General features: G+C 68.3%; 17 protein-coding genes. 6 read left to right on the forward strand and 11 right to left on the reverse strand.

Features of this window, described 5'->3' with window-relative positions:
* Positions 1–39: 39 nt before the first annotated feature.
* Complete coding sequence (locus Q0916_RS08905; protein WP_299236723.1) at positions 40–882, forward strand: shikimate kinase; 843 nt, start codon at positions 40–42, stop codon at positions 880–882.
* Between the two features lie 50 nt (positions 883–932).
* Here the strand turns inward: Q0916_RS08905 and Q0916_RS08910 are convergent, their stop codons facing one another.
* From Q0916_RS08910 to Q0916_RS08930, 5 genes are all read right to left on the reverse strand, one after another.
* Positions 933–1718 (reverse strand): CPBP family intramembrane glutamic endopeptidase, encoded by a 786-nt coding sequence (locus Q0916_RS08910; RefSeq protein ID WP_299236725.1) that lies wholly within the window; start codon positions 1716–1718, stop codon positions 933–935.
* A 135-nt stretch (positions 1719–1853) separates the two neighbouring features.
* Complete coding sequence (locus Q0916_RS08915) at positions 1854–2372, reverse strand: Lrp/AsnC family transcriptional regulator (protein WP_299236727.1); 519 nt, start codon at positions 2370–2372, stop codon at positions 1854–1856.
* A 5-nt stretch (positions 2373–2377) separates the two neighbouring features.
* Complete coding sequence (locus Q0916_RS08920; RefSeq protein ID WP_299236729.1) at positions 2378–3232, reverse strand: alpha/beta fold hydrolase; 855 nt, start codon at positions 3230–3232, stop codon at positions 2378–2380.
* Positions 3229–4374 carry an acyl-CoA dehydrogenase family protein gene (locus Q0916_RS08925; RefSeq protein ID WP_299236731.1) on the reverse strand — a complete coding sequence of 382 codons (1146 nt, stop codon included), beginning with the start codon at positions 4372–4374 and terminating at the stop codon, positions 3229–3231. The genes Q0916_RS08920 and Q0916_RS08925 overlap by 4 nt, the downstream gene beginning before the upstream one ends.
* 68 nt (positions 4375–4442) lie before the next feature.
* Entirely contained in the window at positions 4443–5234 is a 792-nt protein-coding gene (locus Q0916_RS08930) for an enoyl-CoA hydratase/isomerase family protein (RefSeq protein ID WP_299236733.1), read from the reverse strand.
* A 229-nt stretch (positions 5235–5463) separates the two neighbouring features.
* Between Q0916_RS08930 and Q0916_RS08935 the strand changes: the two genes are divergently transcribed.
* From Q0916_RS08935 to Q0916_RS08950, 4 genes are all read left to right on the forward strand, one after another.
* Positions 5464–6525, forward strand: coding sequence for a DUF5305 family protein (locus Q0916_RS08935; RefSeq protein WP_299236735.1), 1062 nt, complete (start codon positions 5464–5466; stop codon positions 6523–6525).
* Between the two features lie 200 nt (positions 6526–6725).
* Positions 6726–7916 carry a hypothetical protein gene (locus tag Q0916_RS08940; RefSeq protein WP_299236737.1) on the forward strand — a complete coding sequence of 397 codons (1191 nt, stop codon included), beginning with the start codon at positions 6726–6728 and terminating at the stop codon, positions 7914–7916.
* A gap of 141 nt (positions 7917–8057) precedes the next feature.
* Complete coding sequence (locus tag Q0916_RS08945; RefSeq protein ID WP_299236739.1) at positions 8058–9581, forward strand: DUF7504 family protein; 1524 nt, start codon at positions 8058–8060, stop codon at positions 9579–9581.
* An 87-nt stretch (positions 9582–9668) separates the two neighbouring features.
* A complete protein-coding gene (locus Q0916_RS08950; protein ID WP_299236741.1) occupies positions 9669–10835 on the forward strand; it encodes a signal peptidase I in 1167 nt (388 codons plus the stop codon).
* A gap of 6 nt (positions 10836–10841) precedes the next feature.
* On the opposite strand, the gene Q0916_RS08955 is transcribed toward Q0916_RS08950, so the two are convergent.
* From Q0916_RS08955 to Q0916_RS08965, 3 genes are all read right to left on the reverse strand, one after another.
* Positions 10842–11798, reverse strand: a complete 957-nt coding sequence (locus Q0916_RS08955; RefSeq protein ID WP_299236743.1) for a response regulator — start codon at positions 11796–11798, stop codon at positions 10842–10844.
* Between the two features lie 90 nt (positions 11799–11888).
* Positions 11889–12902, reverse strand: a complete 1014-nt coding sequence (locus Q0916_RS08960) for a hypothetical protein (protein WP_299236744.1) — start codon at positions 12900–12902, stop codon at positions 11889–11891.
* Between the two features lie 61 nt (positions 12903–12963).
* Entirely contained in the window at positions 12964–13581 is a 618-nt protein-coding gene (locus Q0916_RS08965) for a hypothetical protein (protein ID WP_299236745.1), read from the reverse strand.
* A gap of 191 nt (positions 13582–13772) precedes the next feature.
* Here Q0916_RS08965 and Q0916_RS08970 point away from each other — a divergent pair, with 191 nt between their 5' ends.
* Complete coding sequence (locus Q0916_RS08970; RefSeq protein ID WP_299236746.1) at positions 13773–14303, forward strand: hypothetical protein; 531 nt, start codon at positions 13773–13775, stop codon at positions 14301–14303.
* Between the two features lie 12 nt (positions 14304–14315).
* Here Q0916_RS08970 and Q0916_RS08975 read toward each other — a convergent pair whose 3' ends face one another.
* The 3 genes from Q0916_RS08975 to Q0916_RS08985 form a co-directional block, all read right to left on the reverse strand.
* Complete coding sequence (locus Q0916_RS08975; RefSeq protein WP_299236747.1) at positions 14316–15617, reverse strand: hypothetical protein; 1302 nt, start codon at positions 15615–15617, stop codon at positions 14316–14318.
* Between the two features lie 230 nt (positions 15618–15847).
* On the reverse strand, positions 15848–16375 hold the full coding sequence (locus Q0916_RS08980; RefSeq protein ID WP_299236748.1) for a hypothetical protein: 528 nt from the start codon (positions 16373–16375) through the stop codon (positions 15848–15850).
* Between the two features lie 40 nt (positions 16376–16415).
* On the reverse strand, positions 16416–16851 hold a 436-nt coding region (locus tag Q0916_RS08985; RefSeq protein ID WP_299236750.1), incomplete at its 5' end, for a DUF7344 domain-containing protein.

Consider the following 16851-nt stretch of genomic DNA (forward strand, 5'->3'; position numbering starts at 1 on the left):
CCGTTACGGCTTTGTGAGCGCCCGGAGGACGGAACGACGATGGAGGGCCGCGCAACGGCACCGGCGGCAGGCACCGTGTTGAACGCGCTCGCGAACGGCTACGGGTCGGCCTTTGCGATCGACGCCCACACCGACGCGACCGTCGAACTCGACGGCTCCGGGGCGGTGTCCGGCGAGATCGCCGGCGCCCCGGACGCCGACACCCGCCTCATCGAACGCTGCGTCGAGTCGGTGCTCGAGCGGTTCGGCGACGGCCAGGGCGGACGCGTCCGAACCGAAAGCGACGTGCCGATGGCCTCGGGGCTGAAAAGCTCGAGCGCCGCCGCCAACGCGGCCGTGCTCGCGACGCTCGACGCCCTCGAGGTCGATCTCGACCGCGAGCGAGCCTGCCTGATCGGCGTCGACGCCGCCCGCGACGTCGGCGTCACCGTCACCGGCGCCTTCGACGACGCCTCGGCGTCGATGCTCGGCGGCCTCACGGTGACGGACAACACCGAAGACGAGCTGCTCAGACGCGAGGCCGTGGCGTGGGACGTGTTGGTGTACACGCCCGACAGACGGGCCCTCTCGGCCGAGGCGGACGTCTCGCGGTGCGAGCGGATCGCGCCGATGGCTGACCTCGCCTACGAGTTGGCGACCGACGGCGAGTACGAGCGCGCGATGGCGGTCAACGGGTTCGCGTTCTGTGCGGCGCTGGGGTACCCGACGGAGCCCCTCGTCGAGGCGATGCCGGCGGCGACGGCGTCGCTCTCGGGGACCGGGCCGAGCTACACCGCCGTCGGCGACCGCGAGGCGCTCGAGGCGCTCGCCGAGCGGTGGGGCGACCGCCCCGGAACCACGTGGCTGACGACGACGCAGACGGCGGGCGCGACCCGGGGGTAACCGCCGCGTCCGATTGTGATTTGCCGCGTTCCGCCACGCCGTCGGGCGATCTATCCGAGGAGGACCCACACTACGACGCCCATCGCCTCTGGATCGCCGAACCTGACGCCGACGTACCCGAGGACCGCTTGTGTCGCGTTGAACAGCCCGTGCATCACCGCGACGACGACGAGGTTGCCGGTGTACTCGTAGGACATCGCGAGCACGAGACCGACGAAAAACAGCACCGAGACCCCGAGGGCGCCGCCGGCGAGGCTGCCGAAGCCGACGATGTGGATCGCGGCGAAAAGCGCCGTTGCAACGGTGATCCCGGCGACGACGCCGAACGACTCCCGAAGCCGGCTCTGGATGACGCCGCGAAAGAGCAGCTCCTCGGTCGGCCCGATGACCAGAAGCGACAGAAGCCCCAACAGGAGGAAGATGAGCGGGTCCTGCTGTGCGACGTCGAATATCGCCTGGCTGTCGCGCTCGACGCCGAGCCGCTGGCCGACCACGAAGGAGGCGACCGAGCCAACGAGCCAAAGCAGGATCATGCTCACGAACCCGACGCCGAGGACGATCCAGCCCTCGAACGTCGGCGCCCGCACGCCGATGTCCGACACCGAACGGTCCCGATAGCGGAGGTACGCGAGCGAGACGCCGGTGAAAAAGACGAGCTGCAGGACGGCGACCGACAGCAGGAAGCTTAGCCGGGGCGTCAACTCGACGTTCAGGGCCTCAAAGGCGTTCGCCAGCGCCCACACGACGACGTTACCGCCCCCGTAGGCGACCGCCGCGAGGCCGAACGCGACGGCGACCGCGACGACGGGCCCCGGAAGCCGGGCTCGGAGGGACATACCTGCACTACGACGAGCAGCCCAAAGAGTGCTGTTGTTCGGCCTTGCGCTCCCCGGCCTCGCGGTCGGGGTCCGGGCGTCCAGGTCGGACCGGAACCCCGACGATCGGCTCGGAGCCGGCCGCCTGCGCTTCGGCTACCCGCCGCCGTTGATCTCGGTGAGGATCTCCGGGTCGGTGCGGAACTTGAGCACGTTCGTCACGACCGAGTTCCGGAGGTTGTCGACGACGTCGCCGTGCTCCTTGTAGAACTCGTGGATCCACCTCGATTGGGCGTCGCGGCTCGGGAACATCATCACCGCCTTCCACTGGTACTCCCCGTCGGAGAGGAAATAAAACAGCGTGTTCGGCGAGTCACGGATGCACTCCATCGCGTCGCGCCACCCCGACTCGAAGTTCTCGGGGTTGAACTTGAACTCGAAGAGCGCGAAGTAGAAGTACTCCTCGTTGGGGATGATCGCCTCCCGGAAGACGCCCTCCTCGCGCATCCCGCGGATCGACTCCGAGACCGTGACGTGCGAGACGTCGATCCCGTACTTCTCCTCGAGGATCCGCGCGAGGTCCCGCGAGGACAGCTGCGGGTCGCGGGAGAGCTCCCGGAGCACCAGTACGTCGCGCTCTTTGAACTCCCAGTCGGGCGCGTCGGGCGAGTTCATCGACACTACGCGCTCCCGCTCGATTCGTTCAAAAACGTTGCTAAGGCGTCCCGGTAGGCCGCCGGCCGGTCCTCCATGACCCAGTGGTAGGCCTCGGTGAGCTCGACGACCTCTCCGTTTAGGTCCTCGGCCAACCGCTCGCCGTACGCGAGCGGCTGCATCACGTCGGAGCTCGCCCACAGACAGAGCACGTCGGCCGTGATGGCGTCGTACTCGATTTCGGTCGTGTGGTTCGTGTTCGTCGACACCGCGGCCCGCGAGAGCGCGCGCTTGCCGTCCTCGCGGAGCCACGGCGCCTTCATCCCCGAGACGAACGCCGGGTCGGCCTCGCCGTAGGCCCCGTCCGCGAAGGCGAAATCGAGCTTCCCCTCGAACTCGTCGTCGTCCATCCCCTCTGTCCCGGGCAGCCCGAAGTCCGCGATGAACTCCACGGGCCACGAGTCATAACAGACGGCGTTCGAGGCGACGAGCCGCTCGACGCGATCCGGTTCGTTCGCGGCGACGCGCAGCGCAACGCCGCCGCCGATGTCGTGGGCGACGAGCGTGACGCGGTCCTCGCCGAGGTCGTCGAGCAGCCCGCTGAGCATCGCCTCCTGCGCGCGGATCGAGCGGTCGAACCCCTCGCGGCGATCGGAGTTGCCGAACCCGACGAGGTCGGGCACGACGACGCGGTAGGTCTCCTCGAAGGCGGGCGCGATGCGGCGCCAGAGGAACGACCACGTCGGGATCCCGTGTAGGAACACGACCGTTCCCTCAGGAGCCGCCTCGGGGCCGCCCTCGTAGTACGCCACCGAGAGGTCGTGACCGTCGACTGCGAGTGTCGTCTCCGATTGGGCCGCGGTCCACTCCTCGTGGTTCATAGGACCCGATCCGAGATGATGTTCTTCTGGATCTCGCTTGTGCCCTCGTAGATCTTCGTGATCCGGGCGTCGCGGTAGTACCGCTCGGCGGGGTGGTCCGTGACGTACCCGGCACCGCCGTGGACCTGGACGGACTCGTCGGCGACGTCGACGGCGTGCTCGGACGCGAAGAGCTTCGCCATCGACGCCAGTTTGACGGCCGTGTCGTCCGTTTCGCCCTCAACGTGGCTCGCCGCCCGGTAGGTCAGAGAGCGGGCGGCCTCGACGCTCGTCGCCATCTCGGCGACCTTGTGTTCGATCGCCTGGAACTCGCCGATCTTCTGTCCGAACTGCTCGCGTTCGTTCGCGTACTCGACGGCGGCGTCCAGTGCGCCCTGTGCCGCGCCGACCGCCTGTGCGGCGACGCTCGTCCGGCCCGACGCGAAAAAGTCCATCAGCTGGTAGAACCCTTCGTTGGGCTCGCCGATGACGTTCTCCTCGGGCACGCGGACGTCGTCGATGACGACCTCCGCGAGGTCGGAGGCGTGGATCCCGAGTTTGTTGTCGATCTCCGTCGTCCGGAACCCCTCGCGGTCGGTCGGTACGAGAAACGCCGTGATCCCCTTGTGGGCCGGCTCCGCCGCCGGATCGGTCTTCGCCATCACCACGGCGATGTCGGCGACGGTCCCGTTCGTGATCCACATCTTGTTGCCGTTGAGGACGTACCCGTCGCCGTCGCGCTCGGCGTGTGTCTCCATGCCCGCGACGTTCGACCCGTGGGCCGGCTCGGAGATGCACGAACAGGACACCGAGTCGCCGGCGGTGATCCGCGGCAACCACTCCTCTTTCATCCACTCGTCGCCGTACTCGAGCAGCATCGACGTGCCGAACCCGGCCGAGCCGATCGCCGAGCCGATCCCGGGGTCGCCCCGCCACAGCTCCTCGGTGACGATACAGCGCGAGAGCATGTCCATCCCGGCCCCGCCGTACTCGACGGGGACGTGCGGCGCAACGAGATCGAGTTCGGCCGCCTTCCGGCGCAGCCCTTCGGGGTACTCGCCGCGCTCGTCGTGCTCGCGGGCGACCGGCTCGATCTCGGCCTCCGCGAACTCCCTGACGGCCCCGCGGATCGCTTCCTGTTCTGCGGACAGTTCGAACGACATAGGACCGCGTTGTCGTTCCAATGAAAAATAGATTGCCCCTCTGGCCGAACAGCGTTAATCGCGGCCGATCAGCGGCCCTCGAACTCCGGTTCGCGGCCCTCGAGGAACGCCGTTGCGCCCTCCTCGTGGTCGCGGGTGGCGAAGACGGAGGCCTGCGCGGCCGCCTCGTTGGTGAGCGCGTCCTTCAGGGACGTCTCGAAGCCCTGCTCGATGAGCTGTTTCGAGGTCCGGAGCGCGATCGTCGGGCCGGTGGCGATCTGCTCGATGAACGCGTCCGCCTCCGCCTCGAAGTCGTCCTCGAACACGTGGTTGAACAGCCCGAGATCGTCCGCTCGCTCCGGGTCGAGTAACTCGCCGGTCAGGACCAGCTCCTTGGCCGTGCTCACGCCGACCTGCCGGGGCAGGAGGTACGACGTCCCGGTGTCGACGGCGAGGCCGACCTGCCGGAAGCCGAAGCTGATCCGCGCGTCGGCCGACGCCAGCGTGATGTCGGTCGCGATCGCGAGGTTCGCCCCCGCCCCGTAGGCCACCCCATCGACCTTTGCGATCGTCGGGAGGTGAAACTCCGCGACGCGCTGGATGGCGCGGCTCGTCTCCAGTTGGACCTTCTCGACGCCCTCGTGCAGCGGGACCGATCCGTTCAGCATCTCCGTCATCGACTGGACGTCGCCGCCCGCACAGAACGTCCCCTCCGTCCCGGTGACGACGAGACAGCGGACGCCGTCGGCCGCCTCCGCCTCGTCGACCGCCTCGACGATCGCCGCCGACATGTCGGCGCTGAGGGCGTTGCGGTTGTCGGGTCGGTTCAGGGTGAGCGTCGCGACGCCGTCCTCGATGTCGAGTCGTACCGGATCGGTCATACTACCCGCCGTTTCTCGAAGCCAGCGATTAAAACCTTCGCCGCCGGCGGATGCCCGACGATCCGGGCGAACGCGGACGATCGGAGCCGGATGCGGAGGGTCCGTCCCGACGCCCGGTGCCGGCGCGGCGGCGCGTGGCGTGGCCTTCCACGGGGCTTTTAATACCGGCTGTCGTAGGCGACGGATAACGGCCGAAACCGGGGCGATCGGCCCCGAAGCGAAGGCACCAATGTCAACGTCAGCCCGCATCAAACGCCAGCTCGCGGTCTCGGGGAGGGCTCTCGGAGCCGTCGTCGTCGTCCTCGGGATCGCCGCGATCGCCGCGGGGGGGTACGTCTACACGACGCCACCGACCGAGGAGGTCCCCTCCCAGCAGGTCGACGTCCAGGAGTTCGAAACGGAGATCGAACACAGCGCGGACGTCGTCGAGCCGACGCCGCTGTACCGGCCGCCGGGGACCGTGCGGAACCAGCCGGTGTACTTTCTCAACGGGACGCCGGAACTGCGGATCACCGTCAACGCCACCGTCCCCGACGACCGGGCGGTGACCGTACAGCACAACCTGACCGTCTACCGGGAGGCGACGTTCAGGGAGACGACCTTTTTCGAGGAGGAGACGACGCGCATCGACCGAACGGAGACGACCGAAGAGGGCCTCGTACAGGCCCAAACGACGCTCGACATCCCAGCCGTCGCCGAGCGCACGGCGGAGGTGCGGAACGCGATCACCGGCACGGGGACGGTCACGACCGGGATCCGCCTCCGGACGAGTTACGAGGCGCCCTCGACGGAGGGGGGCACGTACCAGGGGACGCTGACGACCCAAAGCGAGTTCGAACTCACCGAGCGGGCCTACTGGCTCGCGAGCAGCGACCTCGCCGCGAGCCAGACCGAAAGCCGGACGACCGAACCTCGCGTTAACGAGCAGTCCCCGAACGTGCCCGTAGTCGTTGCGCTCGTCGTCGCCGGACTCGGGGCGGTCGCCGGCGGGGTCAGACTCGCCTCGTGGAGCCGGACGGTCGACGTCGAGGCGCTGGAGACCGAGGTCCACCGTTCGCAGTACGACGAGTGGATCTCGGAGGGCGACTTCCCGACCGACGCCGGCAAGCAGTACGTCTACATCAACTCCCTCGAGGACCTCGTGGACATCGCCATCGACACCGGAAAGCGGGTGATATACGACGACGAACTGGACACCTACGGCGTCCTCGACGGCGACATGGTCTACTACCACGCGACCGACGCGACCACGATCGACTCGTGGGTGAACTTCCGGACGAACGACGGCTGAGGGGGCTGTCGAGGGCCCGATCGCTACGATCGCGCTCGCCGACGCTGAACCGCACGCCGGGGCGTTCCGGCCGAACGCCCGGTTCTGCGGGCAACCGTGTGACGCGCGTCGTCCGTCGTCACCGGTAGGTATTTTACTGACGCGTTTCAAGGATGTTTACGCAAATTACCCCGGGATTGGTCTCTCCCGGTGCTCGTCCAATGAGTAACGAACCGGATCCCTCGACGAACGACGCAGATACCGTCGGCGCGGAGTCGTTCGAGGCGTGGCTCACACAGGCCGCCGAGAACAAGGGCGTCTCCCGACAGGAACTGATGAACCAGATGTTGTCGTCGTACTGGATCCTCGACGAGCTGACCGGGCTCGTCGACGGCGCCGACTCCGACCGCACCGCGGGGGTCCCCGAGCCGGGCTCGCCGGAACGGGAGAACGAACGCCCCGACGCGGACCGAGCCGAGACGGGGGCGACGGGGGCAGCCGAATCCGACGACCTCGGCGCGGACAGAGAGGCCGTCGCGGAGATGGTCGAGTCGCTCTCGCCGGCGTACCTCGAGGAGATCGAGGACAACGTCCGAACGCTCCAGTCGGCCGTCAGAACGCTCGAACAGCGCGACGAGGCCGGATCGTCGGCACCGGAGCTGTCGGCGGACGCCGCCGGATCGGTGGACGGGAGCCTCATCGCGATCATCTCCTACATGCTGCGGCAGTTCGAGGAGGTCGAGTCCGAGCTGATGAAGCTCGACCGGCTCGAGGAGATCGAAGCCGACCTCGAGAAACTCGATCGGATCGACGAAATCGAGGCCGACCTCGAGAAGCTCGATCGGATCGAAGAGATCGAAGCCGAGTTGGCGACGCTGCGCGAGCGCCAGGACTCCAACGTCGAACGGCTCTCCGATAACCTCCAGCTCGCGCTCGATCGCGTGGGGCGACTTGAATCCGAACGCGACGAGTTCGTCCGCGACGACGACGTGGACGCGGCGATAACGGCCATCGACGACGACATCGAGGCCGTCAAAAAGGAACAGGCGGCCCTCGAGGACCGCATCGAACGGGAGTTCGACAGCATCGAGGAGCTCTTCGGCGACCTCTTCGGCTCGATCGAGGAGATCGACGACCGAATCGAGGACGTCTCCGAGTCCTACCGCGAGGACGTCCCCCCGCTCACCGAACGCGAGAGCGAGCGGGAGCAACTCGAGGACCTCAAGACGGAGGCGCTGCTCAACGAGGAGCGAAACGCGAGTTGCGGCAACTGTAACCAGGCGATCGACATCGGGCTGCTCGAATCGCCCCGCTGCCCGAACTGCAACGGCCGGTTCGAGGGACTGACCGACAGCGGCTGGAACCCGTTCAAACCCCCGATCCTCGAGGCCGGACCTCCCCGGGAGTACTGATCACAGCGCCGTGACAACAGCCCCATCCGGCCGATCGACGCGGGCCGCGTGCGCCCCGGCTCCGAGCGGAGCGACCCCCACCGGTCGGTCCGGGATCGCCCGCCCATCCCTGGGGCCGACTATCGACGGTGACAGCCCGAGATGACCGAAGACGACAGCGGGCCGGCCGTTTCGGACGACGAACGGGACGCGGCCGACGACGAGGCGTCCGAATCCCGGTTCGGCGCGCTCCGGGATCGGTTCCGGCGCTCCCGAGAGCGACCGGCCGACGAGTCCCGAAACGGCTCCGGGTCGGACGGCGCCTCGGTCCCCGGCCCTGACATCGACCGCGATCGTGAGGGCGGGTCGACTGGTCGACGCTCCGGTGGCCCGGACTCCGATGTGACAGACGCGGACCTCGATGGGTGGGTCTGGGGGTCGCCACGGGGGCGTACGCCGGAGGACGGAACCGGGAGCGACGACGCCTCGGTCCCCGACGGAAAGACGGATCGAAGGGACGCCGGCCCCGGTCCCGGCCCCGGAGACGGGGCGGACTCGACGCCGCGGCGATCCCCGGAAGCCGCCGAGGAAAACGCCGGATCCGAACGGCTCTGGAACCGTCCGGAGGGGGATCGTCCGGCGTCGGACGCGTCCGAGGAGGCGAGCGCCGCTTCCGGCGACGAGACGGCGGAGCGCGAGCCGGACCCGGACGACGGGTTCGCGGCGGACGCCGATCCGGGGTCCGACGGCGATCCCGACATCGCCCCCGACCACGACCCTGAGTTCGGTGCCGACTCGGGACTCGACTCCGACTCCGATCCTGACTCGGATTCCAGTTCCGATCCGGAACCGGAGCCGGACCCCGAAACGGGATCGCGGTGGGAACGGCTCCGGTCGAGCCCGGCGATCGCGGAGCAAGAGCCCGACGACGCGTCCGATCGGGGCTCCGGACAGCACGACGCTGAAGCGGACGATCCTTCGGACGCCCCCGAACCGGCGAACAGGTGGGCGCGGTTCTCACGGGAGTCGGACGATCCCGCGCCGTCGGAGCCCGAAGCCGACCCCGGAAACGCGAGCATCGACGGCCTCGATCGTGTCGCCGACTCTGCCAGCGTGTTCGCGCTCGGACCGTCCGGGAGCCCGGTTTCGGAGGCGGTCTGCGGGCGGTTCCTTGTCGGCTCGGAGGGGAGTCGGAACGCGCTGTTCGTCAGTTTCGACGCCTCGCCGATCGACTGGCGGTCGGTCTGTCGGCAGGCCGACGACTGGAACGGCGCGACGGTCGCGGTGGTACGCGTCGGCCGGAGCCGCGAGCGCGCCCCGGACGCCGAGCGGATCGCCGACGAGATCGGCGCCGAGGCCGTCAGGATCAGGCGGGTCTCGAGGCCGGGCGATCTCTCGAAACTCGGGATCGTCGCCACGCAGTTGCTCTCGGAACTTGACGCGCGACCGAACCGGACGGTGTTCTGCGTTCACACGCTGTCGGCGCTGCACCAACACGTCGGGACGAAGACCCTGTTTCGGTTCCTGAACACGCTCCAGGGGCGGCTCGGCTCGTCGGACGTGGTCGGCTACTACCAGATGGACCCGGAGCTACACGACGAGATCGTCCTCGAGACCCTCCGGCCGCTCTTCGAGGCGACCGTCCGCTTCTCCGCGGACGGCGACATCGACGTCGAGATGGGCTGACCGGACGGTCGGACGACCGGACCGCGCGCCCGGGTTGCCCCGACATTTATAACCGGAGCGCGGCCGTACGACCTCATAGATCCGCGCATGGGGCTTCGATCGTCGGCCGGTTCGGCGCTGACGCTTCTGGTCGTAGCGGTCGTACTCGCGATGCTCGTCGGCCAGCAGCTCGGCCAGCCGATCCTCCTCGGCTTCGTCGTGACGGGGAGCATGTCGGGGACGCTCAACCCCGGCGACGGGTTCGTCGCGCTCCCGCCGGCCGTCGCGGACGACATCGAGGAGGGCGACGTCATCACCTTCGAGGCCCGGGAGGTCGGCGGTGGCGGTCTGACGACCCACCGGGTCGAGGCCGTGACCGACGAGGGCTACATCACGAAAGGCGACGCGAACCCCTTCACCGATCAGGACGGCCCGGAGCCACCGGTACAGGACTCACAGGTCGTCGCCGTCGCCTGGATGTCCGGCGGCGATCCCGTCCGGATACCCTACATCGGAACCGCCGCGTTGGCGCTTCAGGGGGCGCTCGCGTCTGCCATCGGGGCGCTCTCGGCGATCCCCGGCCTTTCGGGGCTCGGGGACGGGAACGTCGGATCGGTGATGACCGCCACCGGGGTGTTGCTGTTGGCGTACAGCTTCGTTTCGGGGGTGCGCTCGTCCGGCGGGAACGACCGATCGCGCTCGCGCTCCCGCGGCGGGGCGGTGAGCGCGTTCACCGTGCTCGCCGTCGTCATCCTGTTGATCGTCGGCCCGGCGACGGCCAGTATGGTGATCCCCTCCGGGACCAACGAGATCACCATCGTCAGCTCCGAGTCCCCGAGCGGGGACCCGACCGTCATCGAACGCGGCGGCACCCAGACGCTCGAGTACAACGTCTCGAACGACGGCTACATCCCGCAGGTGGTGTTGATCGAACCGGCGAGCAACGGCGTCGACGTCTCCGAGAGCACCCTCGTCGTCTCGCGGGGCGAACAGCTCGGGACGACGGCGACAATCTATGCCCCAGACGAGACGGGCGTGTATCTCAGGGCGATCTCCGAGCGGCAGTACCTCCAACTGCTCCCGGTCTCGGTGATCATCGCGCTCCACGGCATCCACCCTTTCGTCGCCATCGCCGCGATCGATCTGGTCATCGCCACGGCGGTGACGGCCGTCTTCGTCGTGGCGGTCGGGTTCGAGCCGCTCCGGTTCCGCTCGCGGGACAGAAACCGCCCGCTCGGCGAGCGGATCCGCCGCCGACTGCGGCGGTACTTCTGAACCCGATCAGAGCCCGCCCGACCCGACGAACAGCCAGAGGTTCCACGCCGTCAGCCCGGCGCCGAGCGCCGTCGCCACGAGCGGCGGCCAGTAGTACGAGAACCGATCGTTCGTGCGGGCGCCCTGGACGCTGATCGAGAGCAACACCAGAAACACCAACAGCTTGGCGAGCAGAAACCCCGGGAGCCCCAAGTTCCGTAACACCGTCGCGATGACGGGGTTGGCCTCGGAGACGCCCGGCGTCGAGAAGACCGCGACCGTCGTCGAGACGATGTCGCCGAACCCGTAGGTCGCGGCCGCGAGGAGCCACAGCGCGTAGAACTCCCTCGTGCGGACCTCGTATCGGGCCGGCGCGGACACCGCGTTCCACGTCTCGACCCTGTCCCTGCGGGTCTCCTCAGCCCCGGGCGGTTCCTCCTCAGTCGGCTCCTCGAAGGTGGCGTCGAACTCGGCCAGCAGTTCGCCGACCCGGCGCCGGCGCCCCACGAGTTCCGTTTGGAGCGCCTCGTAGCGGCCGTCCTCGGACAGCTCCTGCGCCGGGCGCTCGGCCTCGATCGCCCGCTTTTTCGAGAGCAACGAGAGGTACGAATCGATCGCGCCCTCGATCGCGTTCCGGCGTTCGAGGTCCGCAACGAGCCCGAGGAGTTCCTCGCGATCGACCGGCTTCGTGACATACTCGTCGATGTCGAGTTTCAACACGTCGAGATCCGGCTCGACCGCCGTGAGCATCGCGGCGCGAAACTCCGTTCCGCGCCCCCTGAGCGCGCCGAGGACCTCGTCGCCGCTCATGCCCGGCATGCGCCGATCGAGCAACACGACGTCGACGTCCTCGTCGAAGCGCTCTACGGCTTCCGTCCCGTCAGCCGCCGTTCTGAGTTCGTAGCGCTCCCCGAGCCACTCCGCGTACAGCGTCGCCAACTCCGGTTCGTCTTCGACGACGAGGACGGCGGTACGATCAGACATCGACGTCCGGACGGGCGGCTTCCGGGAGTAAATAATCCGGTGGAGTCGGCGCGCTCGGGTGGTCGGCGTTCCGGGACCGACCGGCGCGTCTCAGCTGCCCCCTCCGGTACCCTGCTCGAGTTCCGCGTCGAACCCGCCGAGGACGGCGTCGTTTTGATTTAGCAGCGAGAACTCTATCGTCCAGTTGCCCGAGGCGGGGTTCCGATCGAACCCTTCGAGGGCGTAGCTCAGGTCGCTGCTGTCGTTGAAACCGACTGAGGCGTGTCCGACATTCGCGCCGACGTCGCCGCCGGTGCTATCGGAAACGACCGTCTCCGAGCCGGCCTTGATACTGAATCCATCGAACGAGGTCGGCTCGTTCGCGCCCCGTGCGGTGACTCCGAGGTTGAACCCGCCGACGGTCGCGGCGTCCTCGGTACTGACGGTGAACTCGATCGCGCGCTCGGGCCCCGTCGACACCGTCGGCCCCGCCGTCAGGTCGACGTCGACCCCCTCGCTTTCTCCTTCTTTTCCTTCCCCTTCGGAACCGCTGTCGCCCTCCGTCTCCCCGCTCTCGGCGATGATCCGCAGCGTGACGTCGGGGTCGCCGCTGATCTCGTCGATCTCGGCCGCGGTGAGATCGATCCGCATTCCGAACGGGATCGACTCACCCGGCTCGAGTCGGTCGTCGCCGGCGTCGCCGGCGCCGCTTTCGGCGATCAGGTTGCGCTCGTCGACGGCGTCGATCTCGACGAGGGTTCCGTCGCTCCCCGAGACGATCCGCAGCGCCTCTTCGACGTCCCCGTCCGGCTGCTCGGCGCCCTCGACGACGAACTCGAAGCGAAGCGACGTGACCGTCTGGGTCCCGCGGTTCGTGACGAGAACGAGTTCCTCGTAGGTCACCGACGAGCGCCCGGGGATCTCGAACTCGATCAACTCGGCGTCGGGATCGACGACGTCCTCGTCGAGCGACTCTAAGGACAACAGCGCGTTCTCGTCGCTCGCAGTTTCGAGGCTGACGGCGCGTTCGGCCTGTACCGTATCGAACGCGCCGGTGCTTACGAGCGCGCCGCCGCCGGCAAGTAGGCCCCCCAGCCCGAGAACCGTTTGTCGTCTCGAAACCATGGGTGCATCCCCGTCGATAGTCCGTTACTCGAAGGTAGATAGGCGTGAGCGTTCGTTTCGGTTAGTTGTCGTCGGTGCTTTCGGCCGTGATCGTGAGCGTGTAGTCCCCGTTCGGCAGATCGCCGTCCTCGGTGCCGCCCTCGAGGAGATCGATCTCGATCCCGAAGTTGATACTCTCCCCGGATGAGAGCGACGAAGCGACACTGTTGTCGCCGGACAGGACGTCACCGCCGTTGTCGACCATGTCCGTCCCGTCGTCGTCGACCTCGTCTACCGGGAAACTAAACGTGTCATCGAGGGTGATGTCGCTGTCGCCCTCGGGCTCGCCCGTGAACTCGAGGGTCAGGCTTCCCACGTTCTGGGTCCCCTGGTTCGCCACCGTCACCAGGTTTCGGAGGACCGTTCTCGCGTTTTGGTTGATACCGCCAGCGTCCGTGTCGTCGAGGCCATCGAGAGCGATGCTAATGGTTCCATCGCCCGGTTCGCTCACGTACGCGTTGTTACCGTCACCGTCGCGGTCGGCGGGCGAGAGTCCGAGCAGCGCCGACGCGTCGCCGGCCGTCTGGACGTTCACCGTTCGCTCCGCTTCCACCGTATCGAACGCGCCGGTCCCGATCAGTGCGCCGCCGCCTGCGACCAATCCACCGAGTCCGACGAGTACCGTTCGTCTGCTTGCCATACCTACACCATAGACACCCACCCACTTTGTATTGGGGCGCTTGAACGGGCTCCGAGCGCGTATGCCCCGGCCTGAAGAGCGTCCCGCGGCGGTTCAAGCACTGCTTTCGGCCCGGCAAGACCGACAATACAAAACGGATCGGGGTCATAGATTCCGTAACGAGCGCGGACGGTACCGCCGCGTTGCTCACCATGCCAACGAGACGACAGGCGATCATCGGGCTCGGATCGGCCGCTACCGGTGGCGCCGTCGTGTCGGCGGGGGCGTTCAGTTCGAGCGTGGCGGCCGACGCCGACATGCGCGTCGTCGTGGTCTCCGAACTCCGGCTCGTCGCCGCCCGCGAGGACGGGGCCTACGTCGACGCCGACGCCGAGGGCGACCCCGTCGAGGAGATACTCATCGAGGAGCTAAACCGGAACGCGTTTTCTGAGTTCGGCGGGATCGTCCGGGCGCTGAACGACGGCGATCTGCCGATCGAGGAGCTGACGTTCACTTTCGAGGCCGCCGAGGAACGCGTCGCCGACGCGCTGGCGATCGTCTCCGAGGAGGGGGTCACCGAGACGGACGGGGGGTACGCGTTGACCCCCGACGGCGGCCTCGGCCCCGGGGAGGGCGTCGAGTTCGGCCTCTCCGTCGATCTCCTCCCGGAGGGCGCGTCGGGGCTCTCCGATCTCCCGGAGTCGGCGGCGGAACTCGAGTTGACGATCACCGCCGAGGGCTGACGCCACAACCGCTCAGTCGTCATCGTCGTCGCCGTCATCATCATCGTCGTCGTCATCATCATCGTCGTCGTCATCGTCGCCGTCGTCGCACGCGGCGGCGGGCGAGATGCTGCCGCCGACCGCCGAACAGTCCGAAACGCTCGGGTCCTCGCCCGACTCGAAGGTGACGTCGCCCGCGATCGAGGCGCTTCCCTCGAGTTCGACGCCGGGTTCGTCGTCGGCGCTGACGGTCACGCTCCCGTCGATCGCCGCGCTCCCGGAGAGACTGACCGTGACCTCGCTGTCGCTCGTGATCGTCACGTCCCCGCGCACCCGCCCGTCGCCGTTCAGCGTCAGCTCTACCCCGCCCGACGCATCGATCGCGAGGTCCCCGTCGATCGTCGACCCGTCGGCGACGGTGAGTTCGACCCCGTCGGTGGACTCGACCGACACGTCCCCGACTGCCGCGCGTCCGGTGAGATCGACGTCGACCTCGTCGCTCGAAGCCAGCGAGAGCGGCCCGTTGACCGCGCCGCCGCCGCCGACGTTCACGTCGAGTTCGCCCGACTCCTCGACGCAGACCCCTTCGCCGACCGACCCCCTGAGTGTCGCCGTCACCGACCCGGACGACGAGAGCTGCACGACGCCGCCGATCGTTGACCCGCCGCTCGTCGAGAACTCGATCGAATCGGTCCCGTCGATGGCGAGGTACTCCCCGACGCTGCCGGACAGCGCCGTGGTGAGTTCGTCGCTCACGCTGATGTCGACGGCGCCGTCGATCCTGGTTCCGCCGCTGATCCGACGCGGGACGTCGTCGACCGTCCCGACCACGACGCTGCAGTCGGTCTTCCCGTTCGGGAACTCCTCGACCGTACAGCCGGGCGGAGTGCGCGAGGCGCACACGTCCCGATCGGGGCTCGTACAGCTGACCTCGACGGACCGCGTGAGATCGACGGACTGGTCGGGTCCGGAGACGGTTATCGCGACGTCGACGGTGCCCTGTGTGTCGGTGCTACAGGACAACTCCGCCGTGATCGGGGCGGAACTCCCCGGAGAGAGGTATCCGGGCGTTCCAACGTTTCTCAGCGTCACGCCGCCCCCGGCGGAGACGGCCTCGGCGTCGATCGATTCGAACGGCTCGTCGAACCGGTTTGTCAGCTCCAACAGCGTGACCGTCTGACCGCTCCGCCCGGACGGATCCTTGATGTCGACGCCGAGCAGCGCGGAGTCGTCCTCTGAGGTGGCGACGTCGAACGGGCGGCTGCCGGCGACCGAGTCGAACGCCCCCGTGGTGAAGAATCCGGTCGCGCCGAGAGCGCCGCCGCCGAGCGCCATCAACAGGGTCCGGCGGCTGAGTGGACCGTTCGATCGACCCCGGCTGCGGCTTCGCGTTCGTTTCCGTCCCATGGGCGCGTTGTCGCCAGCCGATCGGGGCGGACCGGGCCGTTCGCCCCGGCCCCGACCGGCGTTGGCGCGTGCTCACAGGAGTGTTCGCCTCGTACGCACTTTGTATTGGCGGTCCTGAGGCGGTTCAAGCCGACCCATACGGCCGCAGAGCCGATCGACTACCCGTCGGCTTCGAGCACGCCGAGGAGTTCCTCGGGGTCCGCGATCGTCGACTCCTCGGCCTCGGACTGTAGCTCCCGGGCCGTCTCGATGTGTCCGTTGATCACGTCCGGCGGTTCGTTCTCGTCGGCGGCGACGGCGCCCTCTAGGGCCGCCGCGGTCGAGCGTTCCATCGCGTCGGCGTGCGTCGCCGCCTCCTCGCAGATCCGCGTCGCCGGCGGGACCTCGTTTTCCTTGGCCATCTCGACGGCCGTGCGGAACCGCTCTGTCGCCGTGGCGTAGCGATCGCCCGCGGTCGACAGCGCCCTCGTGGCGTCGCCGTACCGCCGATCGTTGAACGCGGCGATGCCCTCGTTGCGCGTCTCTGCGCCCTCGTTCGCTCTCTGGACGCCGGCGTCGTACGTCTCGACGATCTCACCGCGCTCGTCCGCGCCGAGTCCCCCGCCGCCGAGGCCACCGAACGACCCTCGGGCGCACCCGGCGGTCGAAACGGCGACCCCGAGGAGCACCGTCCTGCGCGCGATCACGTCGTGACACAATCACACACACGCCTTTTAAAAGTTGTGCTCACGGGGGGTTTTCGAGGCGATCGAGCCGGTACCGGCGGCTCTGAAGCACCTGCCCGACCGCGGAAAAAAAGAACCCGCTCAGCACGATCGCGGCCCACCCGAGCGGCGGAACGGTCTCCGTCGGCACGAAGCCGATCCAGACGCCGAACAGCACGATCCCCGCGAGCACCGACAGCCCGAGGTAGTAGATCCCCCACGGGATCGACCCCGAGGGAACGATGTCGAGATACACCTCCAGTTCCTCGGCTTTCTCGGTCAACTCGATCTCGTCGCCGTCGAACGAGACGATCCCCGCCTCGGCCAGCCGGTCGAGATGCGTCTGCTGGAGCGACGTGTACACCCGCTTTCGCTCCGCGGAGGTCACCTCGGCGACCGCCTTGTCGTGTTCCCACGCGGCGACCTGCTCGGCGAGCTCCGAGAGCGTCACCGGCCCC

Source organism: Natronomonas sp., from assembly GCF_028274965.1.
Taxonomy (GTDB): Archaea; Halobacteriota; Halobacteria; order Halobacteriales; family Haloarculaceae; genus Natronomonas.